This is a genomic window from Stenotrophomonas sp. STEN147 (assembly GCF_056757995.1).
In genome coordinates this window covers 163,748-183,019 of sequence record NZ_JBRRCG010000001.1, presented here as the reverse complement: position 1 = coordinate 183,019, position 19,272 = coordinate 163,748, and the positions used below count along the sequence as shown (strand labels likewise).

At 67.3% G+C, this 19,272-nt stretch carries 21 protein-coding genes; 5 read left to right on the top strand and 16 right to left on the bottom strand.

The window, feature by feature from the left end:
* Positions 1–63: 63 nt before the first annotated feature.
* The 15 genes from rnt to ACVOKU_RS00845 all read right to left on the bottom strand — a co-directional run bounded on the left by rnt (position 64) and on the right by ACVOKU_RS00845 (position 13,002).
* Positions 64–648 (bottom strand): ribonuclease T, encoded by a 585-nt coding sequence (gene rnt / locus ACVOKU_RS00915; protein WP_053518226.1) that lies wholly within the window; start codon positions 646–648, stop codon positions 64–66.
* A 140-nt stretch (positions 649–788) separates the two neighbouring features.
* The gene (locus ACVOKU_RS00910) at positions 789–1,319 is read right to left on the bottom strand and encodes an HvfX family Cu-binding RiPP maturation protein (protein ID WP_481558797.1); all 531 of its coding nucleotides are present in this window, start codon (positions 1,317–1,319) and stop codon (positions 789–791) included.
* A gap of 22 nt (positions 1,320–1,341) precedes the next feature.
* Positions 1,342–2,097, bottom strand: coding sequence for an HvfC family RiPP maturation protein (locus ACVOKU_RS00905; RefSeq protein WP_481558796.1), 756 nt, complete (start codon positions 2,095–2,097; stop codon positions 1,342–1,344).
* Positions 2,090–2,968: an HvfB family MNIO-type RiPP peptide maturase gene (locus tag ACVOKU_RS00900; RefSeq protein ID WP_481558795.1), complete on the bottom strand. Its 879-nt coding sequence runs from the start codon at positions 2,966–2,968 to the stop codon at positions 2,090–2,092. Before ACVOKU_RS00900 ends, ACVOKU_RS00905 begins: the two co-directional genes overlap by 8 nt.
* The gene (locus ACVOKU_RS00895) at positions 2,955–3,305 is read right to left on the bottom strand and encodes an HvfA family oxazolone/thioamide-modified RiPP metallophore (protein WP_053518199.1); all 351 of its coding nucleotides are present in this window, start codon (positions 3,303–3,305) and stop codon (positions 2,955–2,957) included. Before ACVOKU_RS00895 ends, ACVOKU_RS00900 begins: the two co-directional genes overlap by 14 nt.
* A gap of 257 nt (positions 3,306–3,562) precedes the next feature.
* On the bottom strand, positions 3,563–4,270 hold the full coding sequence (gene phoU / locus ACVOKU_RS00890) for a phosphate signaling complex protein PhoU (protein WP_053518201.1): 708 nt from the start codon (positions 4,268–4,270) through the stop codon (positions 3,563–3,565).
* A 67-nt stretch (positions 4,271–4,337) separates the two neighbouring features.
* Entirely contained in the window at positions 4,338–5,168 is an 831-nt protein-coding gene (pstB, locus tag ACVOKU_RS00885) for a phosphate ABC transporter ATP-binding protein PstB (protein WP_053518202.1), read from the bottom strand.
* Between the two features lie 19 nt (positions 5,169–5,187).
* Complete coding sequence (pstA, locus tag ACVOKU_RS00880) at positions 5,188–6,051, bottom strand: phosphate ABC transporter permease PstA (RefSeq protein ID WP_053518203.1); 864 nt, start codon at positions 6,049–6,051, stop codon at positions 5,188–5,190.
* Positions 6,051–7,019 (bottom strand): phosphate ABC transporter permease subunit PstC, encoded by a 969-nt coding sequence (gene pstC, locus ACVOKU_RS00875; protein WP_053518204.1) that lies wholly within the window; start codon positions 7,017–7,019, stop codon positions 6,051–6,053. Before pstC ends, pstA begins: the two co-directional genes overlap by 1 nt.
* A gap of 82 nt (positions 7,020–7,101) precedes the next feature.
* Positions 7,102–8,190, bottom strand: a complete 1,089-nt coding sequence (gene pstS / locus ACVOKU_RS00870; protein WP_053518206.1) for a phosphate ABC transporter substrate-binding protein PstS — start codon at positions 8,188–8,190, stop codon at positions 7,102–7,104.
* Between the two features lie 349 nt (positions 8,191–8,539).
* On the bottom strand, positions 8,540–9,559 hold the full coding sequence (gene pstS, locus ACVOKU_RS00865; protein ID WP_053518207.1) for a phosphate ABC transporter substrate-binding protein PstS: 1,020 nt from the start codon (positions 9,557–9,559) through the stop codon (positions 8,540–8,542).
* A gap of 208 nt (positions 9,560–9,767) precedes the next feature.
* Positions 9,768–10,979 carry an OprO/OprP family phosphate-selective porin gene (locus tag ACVOKU_RS00860; protein WP_065174723.1) on the bottom strand — a complete coding sequence of 404 codons (1,212 nt, stop codon included), beginning with the start codon at positions 10,977–10,979 and terminating at the stop codon, positions 9,768–9,770.
* Positions 10,980–11,172: 193 nt separating this feature from the next.
* Positions 11,173–11,862: an endonuclease III gene (nth, locus tag ACVOKU_RS00855; RefSeq protein ID WP_065174724.1), complete on the bottom strand. Its 690-nt coding sequence runs from the start codon at positions 11,860–11,862 to the stop codon at positions 11,173–11,175.
* Entirely contained in the window at positions 11,862–12,215 is a 354-nt protein-coding gene (locus tag ACVOKU_RS00850; RefSeq protein WP_053518210.1) for a hypothetical protein, read from the bottom strand. Before ACVOKU_RS00850 ends, nth begins: the two co-directional genes overlap by 1 nt.
* A 4-nt stretch (positions 12,216–12,219) precedes the next feature.
* A complete protein-coding gene (locus ACVOKU_RS00845) occupies positions 12,220–13,002 on the bottom strand; it encodes an enoyl-CoA hydratase/isomerase family protein (RefSeq protein ID WP_312553710.1) in 783 nt (260 codons plus the stop codon).
* A gap of 167 nt (positions 13,003–13,169) precedes the next feature.
* On the opposite strand from ACVOKU_RS00845, the gene ACVOKU_RS00840 reads away from it, so the two are divergent.
* From ACVOKU_RS00840 to ACVOKU_RS00830, 3 genes are all read left to right on the top strand, one after another.
* Positions 13,170–13,871, top strand: a complete 702-nt coding sequence (locus tag ACVOKU_RS00840) for an FKBP-type peptidyl-prolyl cis-trans isomerase N-terminal domain-containing protein (RefSeq protein WP_005408797.1) — start codon at positions 13,170–13,172, stop codon at positions 13,869–13,871.
* A gap of 166 nt (positions 13,872–14,037) precedes the next feature.
* On the top strand, positions 14,038–14,850 hold the full coding sequence (locus ACVOKU_RS00835; RefSeq protein ID WP_065181204.1) for a CoA pyrophosphatase: 813 nt from the start codon (positions 14,038–14,040) through the stop codon (positions 14,848–14,850).
* Positions 14,847–15,749 carry a sulfurtransferase gene (locus ACVOKU_RS00830; protein ID WP_481558794.1) on the top strand — a complete coding sequence of 301 codons (903 nt, stop codon included), beginning with the start codon at positions 14,847–14,849 and terminating at the stop codon, positions 15,747–15,749. The genes ACVOKU_RS00835 and ACVOKU_RS00830 overlap by 4 nt, the downstream gene beginning before the upstream one ends.
* 71 nt (positions 15,750–15,820) lie before the next feature.
* On the opposite strand, the gene ACVOKU_RS00825 is transcribed toward ACVOKU_RS00830, so the two are convergent.
* Positions 15,821–16,387: an N-acetylmuramoyl-L-alanine amidase gene (locus ACVOKU_RS00825; protein WP_262101152.1), complete on the bottom strand. Its 567-nt coding sequence runs from the start codon at positions 16,385–16,387 to the stop codon at positions 15,821–15,823.
* A gap of 72 nt (positions 16,388–16,459) precedes the next feature.
* On the opposite strand from ACVOKU_RS00825, the gene ACVOKU_RS00820 reads away from it, so the two are divergent.
* Together ACVOKU_RS00820 and rlmKL are read left to right on the top strand one after the other, a co-directional pair.
* Positions 16,460–16,987: an alpha/beta hydrolase gene (locus ACVOKU_RS00820; protein ID WP_053518227.1), complete on the top strand. Its 528-nt coding sequence runs from the start codon at positions 16,460–16,462 to the stop codon at positions 16,985–16,987.
* A gap of 145 nt (positions 16,988–17,132) precedes the next feature.
* The gene (rlmKL, locus tag ACVOKU_RS00815) at positions 17,133–19,271 is read left to right on the top strand and encodes a bifunctional 23S rRNA (guanine(2069)-N(7))-methyltransferase RlmK/23S rRNA (guanine(2445)-N(2))-methyltransferase RlmL (protein ID WP_065181385.1); all 2,139 of its coding nucleotides are present in this window, start codon (positions 17,133–17,135) and stop codon (positions 19,269–19,271) included.
* Position 19,272: the final 1 nt, after the last annotated feature.

Below are 19,272 nucleotides of genomic sequence, written 5' to 3'. Positions count from 1 at the left end.
CGCGCCGGCGGTGCCGGCCCACGGTCGGCACCCACGCCTGCGCGGCGAGAGGGGCGCTGACGGTTACCGCGGCCAGGCGTTGGCGATCGTGCAGAACAGCCGTGCCGTCTGCTCGGTGTCGTACACCGCGCTATGCGCTTCGTTGGCATCCCAGCCCAGTCCCGCCGCATTGGCAGCACGTGCCAGCACCGTCTGCCCGTACGCGATGCCGGCCAGCGTCACCGTGTCGAACACGCTGAAGGGGTGGAACGGATTGCGCTTGTGCCCGGTACGGGCGACGGCGGCGTTGACGAAACCGAGGTCGAAATGCGCGTTGTGGCCGACCAGGATTGCGCGCTGACAGCCGTACTTCTTCATCGCGGCGCGAACCGGGGTGAAGATATGGTCCAGCGCGGCGCGCTCTTCCTTGGCCAGCCGGAACGGGTGATCCAGGATGATGCCGGTGACTTCCAGCGACTTCGGATCGATTTCCAGCCCTTCGGCCGGCACGACATGCGCGCTGGCGGTCTGCCCGGGGAAGAGCAGGCCGTTCTCGTCCATCTCGATCGGCACCGCCGCGATCTCCAGCAGCGCGTTGCGCTGGGCGTCGAAGCCGCCGGTCTCCACGTCCACCACCACCGGCAGGAAGCCACGGAAGCGTTGTGACATCGCACGCTGCGCCTGCGGTACTGCGGAAACGGGGGCGACGTCAGGTGCGGGGGTGGGGTCGGTCATGCGTGGATTCTAGCAGAGCGTTCCTGAGCGCCCGGTGCGCGCAGCCGGATGGGGCGTTGCGGGCGGCGCGCCAATCAGCGGCGTCGCGGACCGGCTCCCGCCCAGGTGCCCCCGCCAGCGCCATGCCGGGCCAGCAGTGCATCGACGCTCAGCCTGCCGGCGCCAGCGAACAGCAACGGCAGCAGCATCGCCATGAACAGCACGGGCAGTTTGAAGTTGCCGAAGCCCTGGTCGCTGATTGCATACCCCATGGCGAGGTCGCCCAGCGAGTGCCATTCCATCGGCCAGTGCACCGCATGGGTCGCCACCACGGTCAGCACCAGCAGGCTGGCAGCGGCAAAGCGGGTGCCGAAACCGACCAGCAGGCAGGCGGCACCCAGCAGTTCGAACCAGGTGGCCAGTTGCCAGTTCAGCGCGGCCGGCAAGTGGTCGAATGGAAACGGAAAGGCCTCCTGCAGGTCGGCAAACCAGTTCTGGCCGTGCAGTTTCTCGAGGCCGGATTCGAAGTACTCCCAGGCCAGCAGTACGCGCAGGCCCAGCGGGGCCAACCAGGGGGCGAGACGGTCCAGCTGGCCGCGCGCGGTGGCCAGGATCGGGTAGTTCATCGGGAATCTCCGGGAGTGGGCGTCAGGGAGGCGGCGTGATTGGGCCGATCACGCCGGCTTGCAGGAACTGTTGCAGCAGGGCGGCACCGGCCTCGTCCAACGCGTGCTCCTCCAGCCCGTGCGCCAGTGCCAGCTGCCGCAGGTAGGTGTTGCCATCGGCGCCGGGCTGCTCGCCGATGCGGGCCAGCAGATGCACCGCCAGTGGGCTGAGGCTGGCGAAACGCACCTCACCGTCGGCATCGCGCCGGACCAGTAGGCCGGTCGGCTCGGCCGGAGCCGTGCGCGGCGCATCGTCCGCGCCAAGCCGGTGGACCGGCCATTGATACAGCAAGGGCCAGGCCAGCGGCGAACGCTGCAGCGCGACCACCCGCGGATCGATCGCGCCGGCCACCGGCAGCGGCTCGGCCTGCAGCTGGTACAACGCCGTTTCCACCCACTCGTAGTGGGCCAGCTCGGCCAGCGCCGGATGCGGAAGCTGCGGCTGTGCCTGCAGCCACTGCACGAACTCGGCAGCCAGTTCGGTGAACAAGGGACTGCGGCAGCGATGCGTCGCGAAGTAGCTGCGCACCAGGGCATTCCAGCCCGGTTCACCGAGCAGGCGCACGCAGACCGGGAACCCGTTGCTCAACAGACCCAGCAGGTTGTTGAACAGCAGGCGCTGGTACACCGCTACGCGTCGCGGCTCCATGCCGGCCGGCGCGGCCACGGTGTCCGGGTCGCGCAGATGGGCGGTGAACGCGTGCTGCTGCGCACGCAGCCGCTCCGGCGCGTCAGCCATGCGTGCTGCCTCCGGCTGGGTCGGCCTGCAGGCGGCGGATGGTCTGCAGCTCGCTCTGGAGCTCGGCGTATGGGGGGAAGTTGAAGTCGCGTTCGAGCAGGGTGGGGCGGGGGCCGATGCGCGCATAGGTACGTGCAAGCAGCTCCCAGACCGGATCGATCACGGCGCTGCCATGGGTGTCGATCTTCAGGTCCGGCGCTTCATCCAGGTGCCCGGCCACGTGCAGGCAGACGATGCGCTGTGCCGGCAGGCCGGCGATGAACGTGTCGGCGTCGTAGCCATGGTTGCAGGCGTTGACGTAGACGTTGTTGACGTCCAGCAGCAGGTCGCAGTCCGCTTCGGCAAGCACCGCGTTGGTGAAGGACAGTTCGTCCATGGACGGTTCCGGTGCCAGGTAGTAGGACACGTTCTCCACCGCGATGCGCCGGCCGAGCAGGTCCTGCACACGGGCAATGCGCGCGGCGGTATGGCGTACAGCTTCATCGGTGAACGGAATCGGCAGCAGGTCGTACAGATGGCCGTCGTCGCTGCAGTAGCTCAGGTGCTCGCTGTAGAGCGGCACGCGGTGCTCGTCCAGGAACCGGCCAACCTGTGCCAGCAGCTGCGTGTCCAGCGGTGCACTGCCGCCCAGCGACAGCGACAGGCCGTGGCAGCTCAGCGGATGCCGCGTCGCCAGTTCAGCCAGTGCATCGCCTGCCGGGCCGCCTACGTGGATCCAGTTTTCCGGCGCACATTCGAGGAAGTCGAAGTCGCCGGCCGGCGCCTCGCGCAGCGCCTGCAGCAGCGCGCGGCGCAGGCCCAACCCGGCGGCCGCCGCGGGAAGCGGCGACCGCCGGTGGACAGCGCTGGCGCGGACGTCAGTGCTTGCCACCGCACTTGCCTTCGCCGCACTTGCCTTCGGCCGCCTTCTTGTCGCCGGTGCTCTTGGCCTTGGCATCGGTGCCGGCGGCGGCCTTGCCCTTGTCGCCACCACACTTGCCTTCGGCGCTCTTGCCATCGGCGCCGCACTTGCCTTCGGCGTGCTTGGCGGCGTCGCCGGTACGCGCGTCGGCGGCCTTGGCATCGGTGGCCTTGGCGGCCTGGCCGGCCACCAGATAGCCCTGCGCCAGATCGCTCATGCTCAGAGCCGAGGCGCTGGCCGTCATGCCCAGGCCGGCGACAAGGGCGGTAGCGGTCAGCAGGGACAGGGTCTTGTTGGTACTGCTCATCGGTTGTGCTCCTGGGTGGTGTGGGCAGGTGCCCGGGTGGCCGGCAGGGGTGCCGGTGGAAGCGATCGTGCGCCGATCCTACTCAACGAATCCTCGCAGAGAACTCAAATTTTCGTGAGATTTTCCGCGCAGTCAGGGGGCGGGGCCTTGCCGGGCAGGCGCGGCGCCTTTGGAAATGCTGGAAGGCCCAAAAAGAAAGGCCGCTGTCGCGCGGACAGCGGCCACTCTGGAGTCGACTCCGGTGTTGCAGTGCAGCGTCAGGGCTGACCGGTGCTGGAGGTTTCGTCGCGCTTCTCGCGCGGCGGCAGCGGCTGCTCGCCATGCACGAGGAACCAGACGTTCTCGGCGATGTTGGTGGCGTGGTCGCCCACGCGTTCCAGATTCTTGGCCATGAACAGCAGGTGGGTGCACGGCGTGATGTTGCGCGGATCTTCCATCATGTAGGTCAGCAGTTCGCGGAACAGCGCGGTGTACTGCGCATCCAGGCGCGCGTCATCCTCGCGCAGGGCCAGCGCCGCCTCGGCATCATTGTCGCGGTAGGCCGCGATGGCGCGGCGCACCTGCTGTGCGGCCAGCCGGCCCAGGGCGCGCAGGCCCTGGATCTGCGGCAGCGGCGGCACCTTGCCCAGTGCGATCGAACGCTTGGCCACGTTGGCCGCGTAGTCGCCGATCCGCTCGATGTCGGCGGGGATGCGCAGGCCCGCAAGGATTTCGCGCAGGTCGCGCGCCATCGGGCCGCGCAGCGCAAGGCGCATCACGTCGTGGCTGATCTGCTGCTCCAGTGCATCGATCGCCTCATCGTTGGCGATGATGCGATGGGCGGCGTTCTCATCGCGCTTCTCGATCACGTCCATCGATGCTTCGAGCTGGGCGACGGCCATCTCGCCCATGCGCACGATTTCGGCCACCAGGCGCTGCTGCTCTTCGTCGTAGCTCTTGACGATGTGGTCGTTGGGAAGATTCATGGTTGTTCCGTCATGTAGAGCCGGGCCACGCCCGGCTGGCGTTGTCTGTGAAGAAGCCGCGGTCCGGTCAGCCGAAGCGACCGGTGATGTAGTCCTCGGTCTGCTGCTTGGACGGCTGCGAGAAGATCACTTCGGTGCGGTCATGTTCGATCAGGTCGCCCAGGTACATGAAGGCGGTGTAGTCCGATACGCGGGCGGCCTGCTGCATGTTGTGGGTGACGATGACGATGGTGTAATCGTTCTTGAGCTCTTCCACCAGCTGCTCGATGCGGCTGGTGGAGATCGGGTCCAGTGCCGAAGTCGGTTCGTCCAGCAGCAGCACGTCGGGGCGCAGGGCGACGGCGCGGGCGATGCACAGGCGCTGCTGCTGGCCACCGGAAAGACCCAGCGCGCTCTGGTTGAGCTTGTCCTTCACCTCGTCCCACAGCGCGCCCTGGCGCAGTGCCTGCTCGACGCGGTCGCTCATCTCACCCTTGGACAGCTTCTCGTGGTGGCGGATGCCGTAGGCCACGTTCTCGAAGATCGTCATCGGGAACGGCACCGGCTTCTGGAACACCATGCCCACTTTGCTGCGCAGCCGGTTCATCGGGAACTTCGGCGACAGGATGTTCTCGCCGTCCAGCAGCACTTCGCCGCGTGCTTCCAGCTTCGGGTACAGCGCGTAGATGCGGTTGAAGATGCGAAGCAGGGTCGACTTGCCGCAACCGGAGGGGCCGATCAGCGCGGTGACGCGCTTTTCCGGGATCTCCAGGTTGATGCCCTTCAGGGCGTGGAACTTGTCGTAGTAGAAGTCCAGGCCACGCGCAGCGAGCTTGACCGGAGCCGGGGTATGCAGGTTCTCGTGCGAGGCCGGCACGGCGATGCGCTGCATCGGCACGGCATTGGAAAGATCGTTCATGGTGGTTTCCACGGAAAGGTCAGTCATGGGAGATGCGGTTGCGCAGCAGGAGGCCGCGGGCGGCGAGGCTGACCAGCAACACGAAGACGGTCAGCACCAGGGCACCGGCCCAGGCCAGCACCTGCCAGGATTCGTACGGGCTGCCGGCGAACTGGTTCATCACCACCGGCACCGAGGCCATCGGCTGGAACACGTTGCTGTTCCAGTACTGGTTGCCGAAGGCAGTGAACAGCAGCGGTGCGGTCTCACCGGAGATGCGGGCCAGCGCCAGCAGGATGCCGGTGATGATGCCGGCCGAGGCGCTGCGGTAGAGCACCTGCACGATCACCTTCCATTGCGGGATGCCCAGCGACAGCGCCGCTTCGCGCATCTGCGAGGGCACCAGGCGCAGCATTTCGTCGGTGGTACGCACCACCACCGGCAGCACGATGAAGGCCAGCGACAGCGCGCCGGCGAAGGCGGAGAACTGGCCGCCGGTCTGCATCACGTACAGGGTGTAGACGAACAGGCCCAGCACGATCGACGGGGCCGACAGCAGGATGTCGTTGACGAAGCGGACCACGGTGCCGGCCTTGCGGGCATTGCCGTACTCGGCCAGCCAGGTGCCGGCCAGGACACCCAGCGGGGTGCCGATGCCGATCGCCAGCGCACACATCACCGCGCTGCCGAAGAAGGCGTTGGCCAGGCCGCCTTCCTGCATGGGCGGCGGTGTCATCTTGGTGAACAGGTCCAGGTTGATGCCGGCCAGGCCCTTCGCGGCCAGGGTGAACAGGATCCAGCCCAGGAAGAACAGACCGAACAGCGCGGTGGCGCAGGACAGCGCGATGGCGACGACATTGCCGATGCGGCGGCGCAGGTACAGCGAGTCAGCGGTGGTGGACATCAGTTGCCCTCCTTGCGGGCCAGGCGCATCAGCATCAGGCGGGCGATGGCGAGCACCACGAAGGTGACGATGAACAGGACGAAGCCAAGCAGCAGCAGCGCCGAGCGGTAGGTTTCAGTGGCCTCGCCGAAGTCGTTGGCGATCAGGGCGGCGATGGTGGTGCCCGGCTCCAGCAGCGACGGCGACAGGCGCACGCTGTTGCCGATCACGAAGGCCACGGCCATGGTCTCGCCCAGTGCCCGGCCAAGGCCGAGGAAGACGCCGCCGATCACCGCCGAACGGGTGTAGGGCAGCACGATGTCCCAGCTCACTTCCCACTTGGTCGACCCCAGCGCATAGGCCGATTCCTTCAGGCGGGTCGGTACGGTCAGGAACACCTCGCGCATGACCGAAGAGATGAACGGGATGACCATGATGGCCAGCACGAAGCCGGCGGTCAGCATGCCGATGCCCAGCGGCGGGCCCTGGAAGATCGGGCCGATGACGGGCCATTCGCCCAGCGTTTCGTTGAGGAACGGGGTGACGTACTCGGTCATCACCGGTACCAGCACGAACAGGCCCCACATGCCGTAGATGATGGAGGGAATGCCTGCGAGCAGTTCGATGGCGGTGCCGACCGGCCCCCGCAGCCAGCGTGGCGCCACTTCGGTCAGGAAGAAGGCGATGCCGAAGCTGACCGGCACGGCGATGACCATCGCGATCAGCGCGGTGACCAGGGTGCCGTAGATCGGGGCGAGCGCACCGAACTTGTTTTCGACCGGATTCCAGTCGGAAGAGAAGAAGAAGCTCAGGCCCTGCATCTGCAGGGCATGACGGCCGCCCCACAGCATCGACAGAGCCGCGCAGGCCAGGGCGATCAGGACGAAGATGACGGTGCCGACCAGCACCCATCGGAACAGTTTGTCGTTGCGGGCATCACGCGCGTCACGCGTGGACGGGGCGGCTACAGGCTGGGCGATGGCATTCATGGGGACGGCAGGGCCAGGAAGGGGCGGGGCGGCACGGCGTGGAAGACACGGTGCCCGCACGCGGCGGGCACCGTCGGGTCCATCACTTCAGTTCGGTCGCCCAGTAGGCCTCGATCTGCGTGACCAGTTCGGCCGGCAGCGGCACATAGTGCAGCTCGTTGGCCTGGGCCTGGCCGTTCTCGAAGGCCCACTTGAAGAAGGCCAGGGTGTCCTGGTTGCGCTTGGCATCCTTCGGCTGTTTCTGCATCAGCATGAAGTTGGTGGCGGTGATCGGCCACGCCTGTTCACCCGGAGCGTTGGTGATGACCAGATTGAAGTCCTTGGCGCTGGCCCAGTCGGCGCTGGCGGCCGCAGCGGCGAAGGTCTCCGCGCTCGGCTGCACCCAGGTGCCGGCGGCATTCTGCAGCGAGGTGTACGGCATGGCGTTCTGCAGCGCGTAGGCCAGTTCGACGTAGCCGATCGAGCCCTTGATCTGCTTGACGTACGAGGCGACGCCTTCGTTGCCCTTGCCGCCCACACCGTCCGGCCACTGCACCGAGGTGCCTTCGCCGACCTTGCTCTTCCACTCCGGGCTGACCTTGGACAGGTAGTTGGAGAAGTTGAAGGTGGTGCCCGAGCCGTCCGAACGGTGGACGATGGTGATCTTGCCGTCCGGCAGGGTCACGCCAGGGTTGGCAGCGACAATCGCCGGGTCGTTCCAGGTCTTGACCTTGCCGAGGAAGATGTCGGCCAGCAGGGCGCCGCTCAGGCGCAGCTTGCCAGCTTCCAGACCTTCGATGTTGACGACCGGCACCACGCCGCCGATGGCCGACGGGAACTGGGCCAGGCCGGCCTGCGCCAGCTCCTCGCTGCTCAGCGGCTTGTCGGACGAGCCGAAGTCGACCGTGCCGGCCTTGATCTGGGCGATGCCGCCGCCGGAACCGATGGACTGGTAGTTGATCTTGGCGCCGGTGCTGGCGTTGTAGTCGGCCGACCACTTCGACACCAGCGGGAAGATGAAGGACGCGCCGGCGCCGGAGACTTCGGCGGTCACCTTCGCACCGGCGGCAGCCGGGGCAGCGGCACCGTCGGCGGCCGGCTGCTGCGCGGCCTGCTTGTCGCCACCGCAGGCCGACAGGCCCAGGGCGATGGCCAGGGAAAGGGCGGCGAGGCCGGCCGAGTGCAGTTTCATGGTCACTCCATAGCGGGGAAGAGCCGACGGCGTCGGCGGATGCGGCTATGAAATGATGTTTTTGTTACAGCCGTATGACGTCCATGACAGAGGTGTCCTGGATCACGTTCCGACAAGGGTTTCACAGGGTCGTCGCCCACTGCGGACACCCCCGGAGACCGCCGCGGCCGCCCGATCTGCGCACCGGCAGGGTTGCCGGGCCGGTGCAGGATCGCGCCCCGCGCCCCGCTGCGACGGCAGGCCGGACCCCGCAAACGAGAAGAGCGCGAGATCCCGAGGATCTCGCGCCCGGTGGGGCCGGCGGGGGAGAGAGGACCCGCCGGCCCCGCTCCTGCGGGGGAGGTCTTGCTCAGTACTTCAGGTTCTGGGTCCAGTAGGTCTCGATCTGGCGGACCAGGGTGTCCGGCAGCGGCACGTAATCAAGCTGCTTGGCCTGCTGGTCGCCGTTCCTGTAGATCCAGCGGAAGAACTCCTGCGTGGCCTTGGCACCGGCGACGTTCTTCGGCTGCTTGCGGACCAGGATGAAGTTGGTGGCGGTGATCGGCCACGCATCGGCACCCGGGGCATTGGTCATCACCAGGTAGAAGTCACGGGCATTGGCCCAGTCGGCGCTGGCGGCGGCGGCCGAGAACGAGGCGTCCGACGGCTGCACGATCTTGCCCGCGGCGTTCTTCATTGCCGCGTACGACATCTTGTTCTGCAGCGCATAGGACAGCTCGACGTAGCCGATGCCACCCTTGATCTGCTTGACGTAGGCGGCCACGCCTTCGTTGCCCTTGCCACCGATGCCCGCCGGCCACTGCACCGAGGTGCCTTCACCGACCTTGCTCTTCCACTCCGGGCTGACCTTGGACAGGTAGTTGACGAAGTTGAAGGTGGTGCCCGAACCGTCGGAGCGGTGCACGATGGTGATCTTGCCGCTGGGCAGGGTCAGGCCCGGGTTCAGTGCAGCGATGGCCGGATCGTTCCAGGTGGTGATCTTGCCCAGGAAGATGTTGGCCAGGGTCGGGCCATCGAGCTTCAGCGCGCCCGGCGCGACGCCGGCGACGTTGATCACCGGCACCACGCCGCCGATCACCGACGGGAACTGGGCCAGGCCGGCGGCAGCCAGTTCTTCCGGCTTCAGCGGCGCGTCGGAGGAACCAAAATCGACGGTCGCTGCCTTGATCTGGGCAATACCGCCGCCGGAACCGATCGACTGGTAGTTGACCTTCTTGCCGGTGGCGGTGCTGTAGTCCGCCGACCACTTGGACATCACCGGGTAGATGAAGGAGGCGCCCGCGCCGGTGACATCGGCAGCATTGGCGGCGAACACGGACGACGCGGCCAGGATGGCGACAGCGGCGCGCGACTTGAAGGCGTGGATCACGGGAGAGACTCCTGGGGTGGTCGAAGGGCGGTTGCCCAACGTATCGGTGCACATTCCATAACGATTCCGTGACACGGAAAGGTCTGTCATATGACGCCGGTGTGACATCGGATGAGGGGATCGCGCAGCGGTACAGGCGCTACCGCACGTGGCAAGGGCACGACCGCAGTCGTGCCCTTGCCGGTGCGTGATGCGATGACGCGGGGTCTTACCAGAAGAACTGCGCGCGGGCTTCCAGGATGTTCGGATCGTCGTTGACGAAGCCGCGGGCGCTGGAGCTGTACTTCTTGCTGTCGACCTTCACGTAGTTCAGCATCAGCTTGAAGTTCGAGCGCCAGTACCAGTTGGCGCCGACGGTCCACACATCCATCTTGCCGCCGAGCACGCCATCGACGATCGGCGGGCGACCGGCGACCGGGTTCGCGGCCAGGTTGCCGTCGTTGAGGTCCATGTGGTCGTAGCGCACGCCCAGCTGCCACTGGCCGCTGGCCGGGTTGTTCGGCAGGCCGGTGCCAGGCGTGCCGCCCTTGTAGCTCCAGGTCTCGCCGGTGACATTCCACAGGCCGCTGATGTAGTAGCCGTCGCTGGTGTAGTTGTCGTGGTCGTAGCGCTTGGCCTTGCTGGTGTAGTACTCGGCCTGGGCCTTGAACGGGCCCTGGAAGTACATGGCTTCGGCGCCGACGGTGCTGATTCGGTCGGTGTCGGTCAGGTTGCCGCTGTCGATCAGGCGGGCGGTGGCCAGGTCGGCGTTCGGACGCGCACGCACGCGCAGGGTGTCAGCGTCGGCGTCGTAGTCCACGTAGCTCAGGCCGAAGTGCAGGACCTGGCCCTTCTCGTTGATCGGAGCCCAGGTGCCACGCGCGCCATAGCCGCTGCCATGGGCCAGGTTGCGGGTCAGCTCGCGGCCGAAGGCGCTGGCGGTGACCGACCAGTTGTCCTGGCCGTAGCTGTAGGCGCCACCCAGGCGGCGGGCGATCGCGTAGGTATTGGTGACCGCGGCCTTGGAGATGAAGTCGTTGTTCTTGGTGCTGGACAGCTCTTCCAGGCTGTTGGGCTGCTTGAACTGGCCGACCTGGATGAAATGGTTGGCATTGCCCAGCAGCTTGTACTTCACGTTGGTGTCGAGGAACTTGTCCGCCTTGGCGTCGTAGCCGAGCACCCACTCCACGTTGCCCGGGCCCTTGCCCTTGAGCACCAGCTCGGCGCGGCGCAGCTCGAACTCGCTGTCCTTGCCGTTGCCGGCATCGCCACCATTGAGGTCCACGACGTCGTTGTGGAACCAGTTGCCGTCGGCCTGGACCAGGCCTTCGAAGGTGATTTCCGAACCGCCGATCACGTCGATGGCGACTTCAGCGTGGGCAGCCGGCACATAGAGCGCAGCGGCCACGGCCACCGTCAGGAGTTGGTGATGCAGTTTCATGGAGAGGAGCCTTGCAGGCAGGTGGGAAGATGCGCGCAGGCTAGAAGGTAAAGATTGCGTAAATGTGACAGTTTCCGCGCGCAGTCCGTCCGCCGCGACCCTTGCCACGACTGGGCCCGGCATTGATGCCGGGCCGATATGACGTGGGGATTGCGCTGTGATGGCATTTATCCGCAGGCGCTGCGGGGATGCTTCAGGGGGCCGGTGTCTTGTCCTTGAAGCGGCACAGATCGGCGATCACGCATCCCGGGCAGTCCGGCTTGCGTGCCTTGCAGACGTAGCGTCCGTGCAGAATCAACCAGTGATGTGCGTCAAGCAGGAATTCATCAGGAATCGCCTTGACCAGCCTGTCTTCCACTTCGCGCACGTTCTTTCCCGGCGCCAGTCCCGTGCGGTTCGCAACGCGGAAGATGTGCGTATCCACCGCCATCACGGGTTCGCCGAAGGCCGTGTTGAGCACGACGTTGGCGGTCTTGCGGCCGACACCCGGCAAGGCTTCCAGTGCCTCGCGATCGCGTGGCACTTCACCGCCATGTTTCTCCAGCAGGATCGCGCAGGTGGCGATCACGTTTTTCGCCTTGGCGTTGAACAGGCCGATGGTGGCGATGTATTTCTTCAGCCCGTCCTCGCCCAGCGCCAGGATCTGCGCGGGCGTGTTGGCAACGGGGAACAGGCGGCGCGTGGCTTTGTTGACGCCGACATCGGTGGCCTGCGCCGACAAGGCCACCGCCACCAGCAGTTCGAACGGCGAGCTGTATTCCAGCTCGGTCTTTGGATGCGGGTTGAGTTCGCGCAGGCGCGTGAACATTTCCACCACGTCGGCGCGCGGCATGCTGCTGCCACGCCGCGCCGGCGCGCGGGCGGCCTTCTTCGCGGTGGCCATCAGCGCTCCTTGCCGGTGGCGCGTGCCTTGGCACGGGCGAGGATGGCGGCAGCGGCGGCCGGCAGCGCAGGTTTCACGTCCGGCGCCGGGCGCGGCGTGCGACGCGCATCGCGTTCGGCGTCGCGGCGGGCCAGGCGCACCGCGCGGGCGCGGTAACGGTCACGTGCGGCCCACGCGCGCTGCAGCTGCTGCCGCGCCTGGCTGAGCACCTCCGGCAGTTCCGGGTGCCCGGGAACCTCGTGTGTGTCGCCTTCGTTGGCGACATAGTCCATCAGGCCAGCCTGCAGGGCACCATCAAGATCGTCTGCCTGGACCCGGGCGAACAGCAGCGCGGGGTTGGGTCGGGATGCCATGGGGTCAACGGTTCTGGAAGGCGGGGGGACGGCGTTGCAGGAAGGCACCGGTGCCTTCGCGCATGTCCTCGGTGGCGAACAGCAGGCCGAACTGCGCGCTTTCGTACTCCAGTCCCGCTTCCAGGCTGCACTCGCCGCCGATGTGGACCGCATCAAGCAGGGCGCGCAGCGCCAGGGGCGCCGAGCGTGCCAGCTGGCGGGCGATGTCCTGCACGCGGGTGTCCAGATCGGCCGCCGGCACCACCTCGTTGACGATGCCCAGCGCGAGCGCACGGGCGGCATCGATGGGCGCACCCAGCAGGCACAGTTCCAGGGTGGCGGCCCGGCCGCAGAGGCGCAGCAGGCGCTGGCTGCCGCCGAAGCCGGGGATCAGGCCGAGATTGATCTCCGGCTGGCCGAGCTTGGCCGAGTCAGCGGCAACGCGCAGATGGCAGGCCAGCGCCAGTTCCAGGCCGCCGCCCAGGGCAAAACCGTTGACGCGGGCGATGACCGGCTTGGGCATGCGTTCGATCTGACGCATCAGTCCTTGGCCGAGCAGGGAGAAATCACGTCCCTGAACCGCACTGAGTGTGTTCATCTCGGCGATGTCGGCGCCGGCGACGAAGGCCTTCTGGCCGGCACCGGTCAGCACCACCACACGCACCTCGGGGTCGGCCGCGGCGTCCCTGAACGCATCGGCCAGACCCTGCAGGGTCGCGGCATTGAGGGCATTGAGCTTGTCCGGGCGCTGGACGGTCACGGTGCGGATGGCGCCATCGTCGGTGACAGCGATCAGGTCATCGGCCACGGTGAAACTCCTGGAACGTTAAAAAAGAGTGATTTTGAACTCTGCCCGCGCAGACAGGTCATAGCCTGCGTGGTGAGTAGCGGTTACACGTTGTGGCCGTTATCCTAACCCGTCGCCTCAGGGCGGCGCAGAACGTCCCTGAGTTACCACCCCTGGAGAACTGTTTGATGAAGTTGCGTTCTATCGCGGTCGCCGTCGCGGCCCTGGCCCTGACGGGCAATGCCTTCGCCCAGGACGTCTCGTCCGAAAAGGGCAAGCTGAGCTACTACTTCGGTTACGACTACGGCAACAACCTGGCGGAGCTGACCGGTCGTGGTGAGCAGCTGGACATCAACTCGGTGGTGAAGGGTCTGCAGGACGCCTACGCCAAGAAGCAGCCGGCGATCACCGCCGAGCAGCTGAAGCCGGCCGTTGAAGCGTTCCAGAAGCGCGAGCAGGGTCGTGCCCAGGCCGCCAAGGCCGAGTACGAAAAGGCCGCTGCCGAAAACAAGACCAAGAGCGATCAGTTCATCGCGGCGAACAAGGCCAAGGCCGGCGTGCAGTCCCTGCCGAGCGGCGTCCAGTACCGCGTGATCGAAGCCGGCAAGGGTGCCAAGCCGACCCAGGCCAGCACCGTGCAGCTGGAAGTTGCCGGTCCGTTCCCGTACGGCCAGCGCCCGACCGAGGCCCGCCCGGCCCAGCAGATTCCGTCGATCAAGGTCAGCGAAGTCGAAATGAAGGCCATGCGTGAGACCCTGCTGCAGATGCCGGCGGGTTCGAAGTGGGAAGTCACCCTGCCGCCGGACCAGGCGTACGGTGCCGACCCGCGCACCCCGTTCCCGCCGAACGTGGCCGTGCAGTTCGAGATCAAGCTGGTCAGCGTCAAGTAAGCCTCCGCATCAACATCAACGCGCCGGTGATCCCACCGGCGCGTTTTTGTTTGCGCCGCGCGCGGCCGGCAGCATCGGGCCATGCTCGGCGAAGGCGCGCGGTGAAGGACCGCATGCCGCATCTTCAGCCCGCGCAAATTCAGCGCAATCGCGCTACTGTTGCAACGTGCAAACTACGGAAGACCCGGCGCGTGTTGTCGCAAGCCCCTGCATCGGAACGTGCAAGCTGGATGGCAACCGGCTGTGCCGCGGTTGCCGGCGGCACATCGACGAGATCACACGGTGGTCGTCGATGAGCGACAGCGAACGCAGCCACATCCTGCATCGCGTGCTGCCGCTGCGCGAGCAGCTGCAGCAATCGCTGCACGGCTCGCTGGCCGACCATGATCGCCTGTTGCGCGCATTGCATCCGCTGGCCGCCCCGCCCGCCGGTGACGGTTGGAACCGCAGTGAACTGATCGACCTGCTGCCGCCGGGTCCGCCGGTGGAAGCGGCGGTGTTGGCCGGCATCGTGCCGCGTGCCAGCGGTGCGCAGGTGATCCTGACCCGTCGCACTGAAACCCTGCGACAGCACGGCGGCCAGGTCGGCTTTCCCGGCGGCCGTACCGAGCCGGATGATCGCGATGCGCTGGCCGCAGCGCTGCGCGAAAGCCAGGAAGAAATCGCGCTGGCGCCTGCGCAGGTGCAGCCGCTGGGCTACCTCGATCCGTTCGTGACCATCACCGGTTACCGTGTCACCCCGGTGGTGGCGGTGGTCGATCCGGATTTCGTGCCCGTGCCGCAGCCCAGTGAAGTGGCCGAGGTGTTCGAGGTGCCACTGGATTACCTGATGGCGGCCGACAACCTGCGCCAGGTCGAAATCAACCATCGTGGCCGCATCCGTCATGTGCTCGAGTACGGCTGGCCTGGCCAGCGGATCTGGGGGGCGACGGCGGCCATTCTCTACAACCTGCGTCGCCGCCTGGAGCAAGTGCAATGAAGCCGATCGATCCGCCGTGGACCACCCTGGTCGATGTCGCCACCCTCGCCGCTGCACTGGGCGAGGACGTGCGCGTGGTCGACGCCCGTGCAACGGCGAGCACCGCCGTGCGTGTGGTCGATGCGCGCGCGTCGCTGGGCGATCCGCAGGCGGGCGAGGGCCAGTACCTGGCCGGTCATGTCCCCGGTGCGGTGTACGCCGACCTCAACCGTGATCTGTCCGACCTCACCCGTGCCGGCCACGGTCGCCACCCGCTGCCGGACAGCGACGCGTTCGCCGCACGGCTGGGTCGCTGGGGTATCGCCCCGGAGACCCAGGTCGTGGTCTACGACGGCAGCGATGGCAGCATGGCCGCCGCGCGCCTGTGGTGGCTGCTGCGCCTGATGGGCCACGCGCGGGTGGCGGTGCTCGATGGAGGCATTGCCGCCTGGCAGGCAGCGGGGCTGCCGCTGGCGACCGGTGCGGGCGAGGTTCCGGCCCGGCCGGCCTATCCGGGGCGCTTTGACACCACGCAGATCGCCAATGCCGACGAGATCACTGCACGGCTCAAGCATGCGCCGGGCTGGTTGCTGGACGCCCGCGCGGGAGAGCGCTTCCGCGGCGAGGTCGAACCGCTGGATCCGGTGGCCGGCCACGTGCCCGGCGCGGTCAACCGCCCGTTCGCATCCAATGTGCTCGATGGCCGCATGCGTGATTCGCAGGAGTTGCGTGCCGAGCTGCAGGGCATCATCGGCAATCGCGATCCGGAGCAGGTCGTACTGATGTGCGGTTCCGGCGTGACGGCGTGCCATCTGCTGCTGGCGATGGAAGCGGCGGGCCTGTCCGGGGCACGCATCTATGCCGATTCCTGGAGCGGCTGGGTGAGCGACAGCAGCCGACCGGTCGCCAGCGGTACCTGAGACAGAACCGGGGTCAGATCCGTTGTCCTGCGCAGAACGGATCTGCCCCCTTCAGGCGGCAGTCCTGCCGGTTACCCGATCGATTGCAGGGGCACCTTCGCCAGCACCCGTGCCCATGGGAACAACGGCCCCGGATCGCGCTTGCGGGCCACGCTCAACGTCGGATCGTCACTGGCCGGCACCTGTTCCCGGTCCAGCTGGTCATGGCCGGCGATCCGCTGCAGTGACGGGTAGCGCGCCACCAGGGCCAGCAGCAGCTGTTCCAGGGCCTGCAGCTGCGGCTCGGTGTACGGCTCGTCCATCGCCTGGTGACGGCTGTCGAACCAGTCGGGGTAGCGCCCGCTGTTGACCAGCTCGATGCCCAGCGTCCGTGCGTTCATGCCGCGGACGTGGTGGGCCACGCGCTCAGGGGCCACGTACTGCACGACGCTGCCGTCGCGGTCGATGTAGAAATGGCCGCTGTTGCCGGCCCCGCTGTCGTACAGCACCCGCTCGCCATAGGCACGGGCCGTGGCCAGGTCGGGCAGCTCGGTGCAGTGGATCACCACCATCTCCAGCGTGTCCGGCGCGCGCAGCGGCAGAAGGTCGTGATAGGGCAGGGGCTGCAGCAGCAGGCCGGGCAGGAGCGGGTTGGGCATGCGGCGATGCTAGCATTGCGCAATGAACCTGCATTCTCTTTCGTTGTCGGCGCGCGCCTGCGGAGCGTGCGCATGAGCCGCGGTCACTGCATCCTCTCCCATGGCTTCGAGAGCGGGCCGGAGGCCACCAAGGTCACGGCACTGGCCGAGGTCGCCCAGCGCCTGGGCTGGACCCATGAGCGGCCGGACTACACCGATCTGGACGCGATGAGCGAAGTGAGCCGCGTCGGTGACGTGCCGGGGCGTCTGCAGCGCCTGCTGGAACGCGCTGCACATGCGGCGGCACAAGGACCGCTGGTACTGGCCGGTTCCAGCCTGGGCGCCTACATCTCTGCGATCGCCTCGTTGCAGGTGCCGGTGGCGGGCCTGTTCCTGATGGTCCCGCCGACCACCATGGGGCCCATGCCGGCGCTGGACGCCGCAGCGGTCCCCACCACCGTGGTCCAGGCCTGGCACGATGATGTCGTGCCCGCCGCCGGGGTGATCGCCTGGGCGCAGGCGCGCTCGGCACAGCTGCTGCTGGTGGACGATGGGCACCGCCTCGAGCGGCACGTGGAGGCATCCGCACACGCCTTCGAGCGCCTGCTGCGCCAACTGTGAAGCCGGGGCGCACGGCGCGCCGGCCCGCATTGACTACAATGGCAGCCCCGCCGCCCCCGGCGCGGGCCTGCCGGCCGTTCCTGCGGCCCTCCTTTTCGACTGGCACGGCACCCCTGCCGCGCCCGACCACCTGCGAACCGATCCCGTGAAATTCTTCGTCTCCTGCGCCAAGGGCCTGGAATACCTGCTTGCCGATGAACTGTCGGCCCTGGGCCTGGACAAGGCCACTGCCACCATTGCCGGCGTCAATGCCGAGGGCGAGCTGGAGCAGGCGCTGCGGATCGTGATGTGGTCACGCCTGGCCAGCCGCGTGCTGTGGCCGATCGACGAGTTCGAATGCCCCGACGAGCAGGCGCTGTATGACGGCGTGCGTGCGCTGCCGTGGCATGAGCACATCAAGCCGGAGATGACCCTGGCGGTGGATGCGCATGTGTCCGGCGACAAGATCACCCACGCCCGCTTTGCCGCGCAGCGGATCAAGGACGCCATCGTCGACCGCATGCGCGATGAAGGCCTGGAGCGGCCGTCGGTCAACACCGATCTGCCGGATGTGCGCGTCAACCTGTCGCTGCGCAAGGGCCGTGCCTCGCTGTCGATCGACCTCGGCGGCGGCCCGCTGCACCGCCGTGGCTGGCGGGGTGCCGCGCACGAAGCACCGCTGAAGGAGAACCTGGCGGCCGCGTTGCTGCTGCGGGCGCAGTGGCCGCGCCTGCATGCCGCCGGTGGTGGCCTGCTGGACCCGATGTGCGGCAGCGGCACGTTGTTGATCGAAGGCGCGCTGATGGCGGCCGATGTTGCACCGGGACTGATGCGCCACGGCAGCCTGCCGCCGAGCCGCTGGCTGGGCTTCGACAAGGTGGCCTGGAAGGCGATCCAGAGCGAGGCGCGCGAGCGCGAGGCCACCGGCCTGGCCGCGCTGAAGCCGGTGATCCACGGCAGCGACATCGATCCGACGGCGATCGAAGCGGCACGCGAGAATGCCGAAGTGGCGGGCGTGGCCCACGCCATCCGCTTCACCCGCGCCGACGTGTCCGAGCTGACCTCGCCGGAGCAGGAGATCGGTGCGGTGGTCTGCAACCCGCCCTACGACGAGCGCCTGGCCGCCGATCCGGCGCTGTACCGCGCCCTGGGCAACGCGCTGCAGAAGGCGGTGCCGCAGTGGCGCGCCAGCCTGCTGTGCGGCAACGACGAGCTGGCCTTCGCCACGGGTCTTCGTGCGGCCAAGAAGTACCAGATGTTCAATGGCGCGCTGGAATGCGCGCTGATCGTCTGCGACCCGATCGCGGTGCCGGGGCGTGATCCCGCACAGCCGCGAGAGCTGAGCGAAGGTGCGCAGATGGTGGCCAACCGCCTGCGCAAGAACCTGAAGAAGTTCAAGAGCTGGCGCGCGCGCGAGGACATCACCTGCTTCCGCGCCTACGATGCGGACCTGCCGGAATACGCGGCGGCCATCGATGTCTACGAAGAGGACGGTGGCCAGCGCCGCACCTTCCTGCACGTGCAGGAATACGCTGCACCGGCCGCGATTCCCGAGAACGACGTGCGCCGCCGCCGCAACGAACTGCTGGCCGCCGCGCGTGAGGTATTCGGCGTGCCGCCCGAACAGGTATCGATGAAGTCACGCGAGCGTGGCAAGGGCGGCAGCAAGTACGGCCGTTTCGAGCAGCGCGACGAGTTCGTGGTGGTGCGCGAGAATCATGCGCTGCTGCAGGTGAACCTGTTCGACTATCTAGATACCGGCCTGTTCCTGGACCATCGCCCGCTGCGCCGGATGATGGCCGAGCAGGTGCGTGGCAAGCGCTTCCTCAACCTGTTCTGCTACACCGGCGTGGCCAGCGTGCAGGCAGCCGTGGCCGGCGCGGCCAGCACCACCAGCGTCGACCTGTCCGCTACCTACCTGCAATGGTGCTACGACAACCTGGCCCTGAATGGTCAAGGCGGCAACCAGCATCTTCTGGTGCAGGCCGATGCGATGGCCTGGCTGGAAGCCGACCGTGGCCAGTACGATGTGATCTTCTGCGATCCGCCGACGTTCTCCAACTCCGCCCGCGCCGATGATTTCGATGTGCAGCGCGAGCAGCTGCGGCTGCTGCGTGCAGCGGTGGCACGGCTGGCACCGGCAGGCGTTCTGTACTTCTCCAACAACTTCCGCCGTTTCAAGCTGGAAGAGAACGCGATCGCCGAGTTCGCCCAGTGCCGTGAGATCACTGCGCGTACCATCGGTCCGGACTTCGAGCGCAACGCACGCATCCACCGTGCGTGGGAGTTGAAGCGTTTGGGGTGAA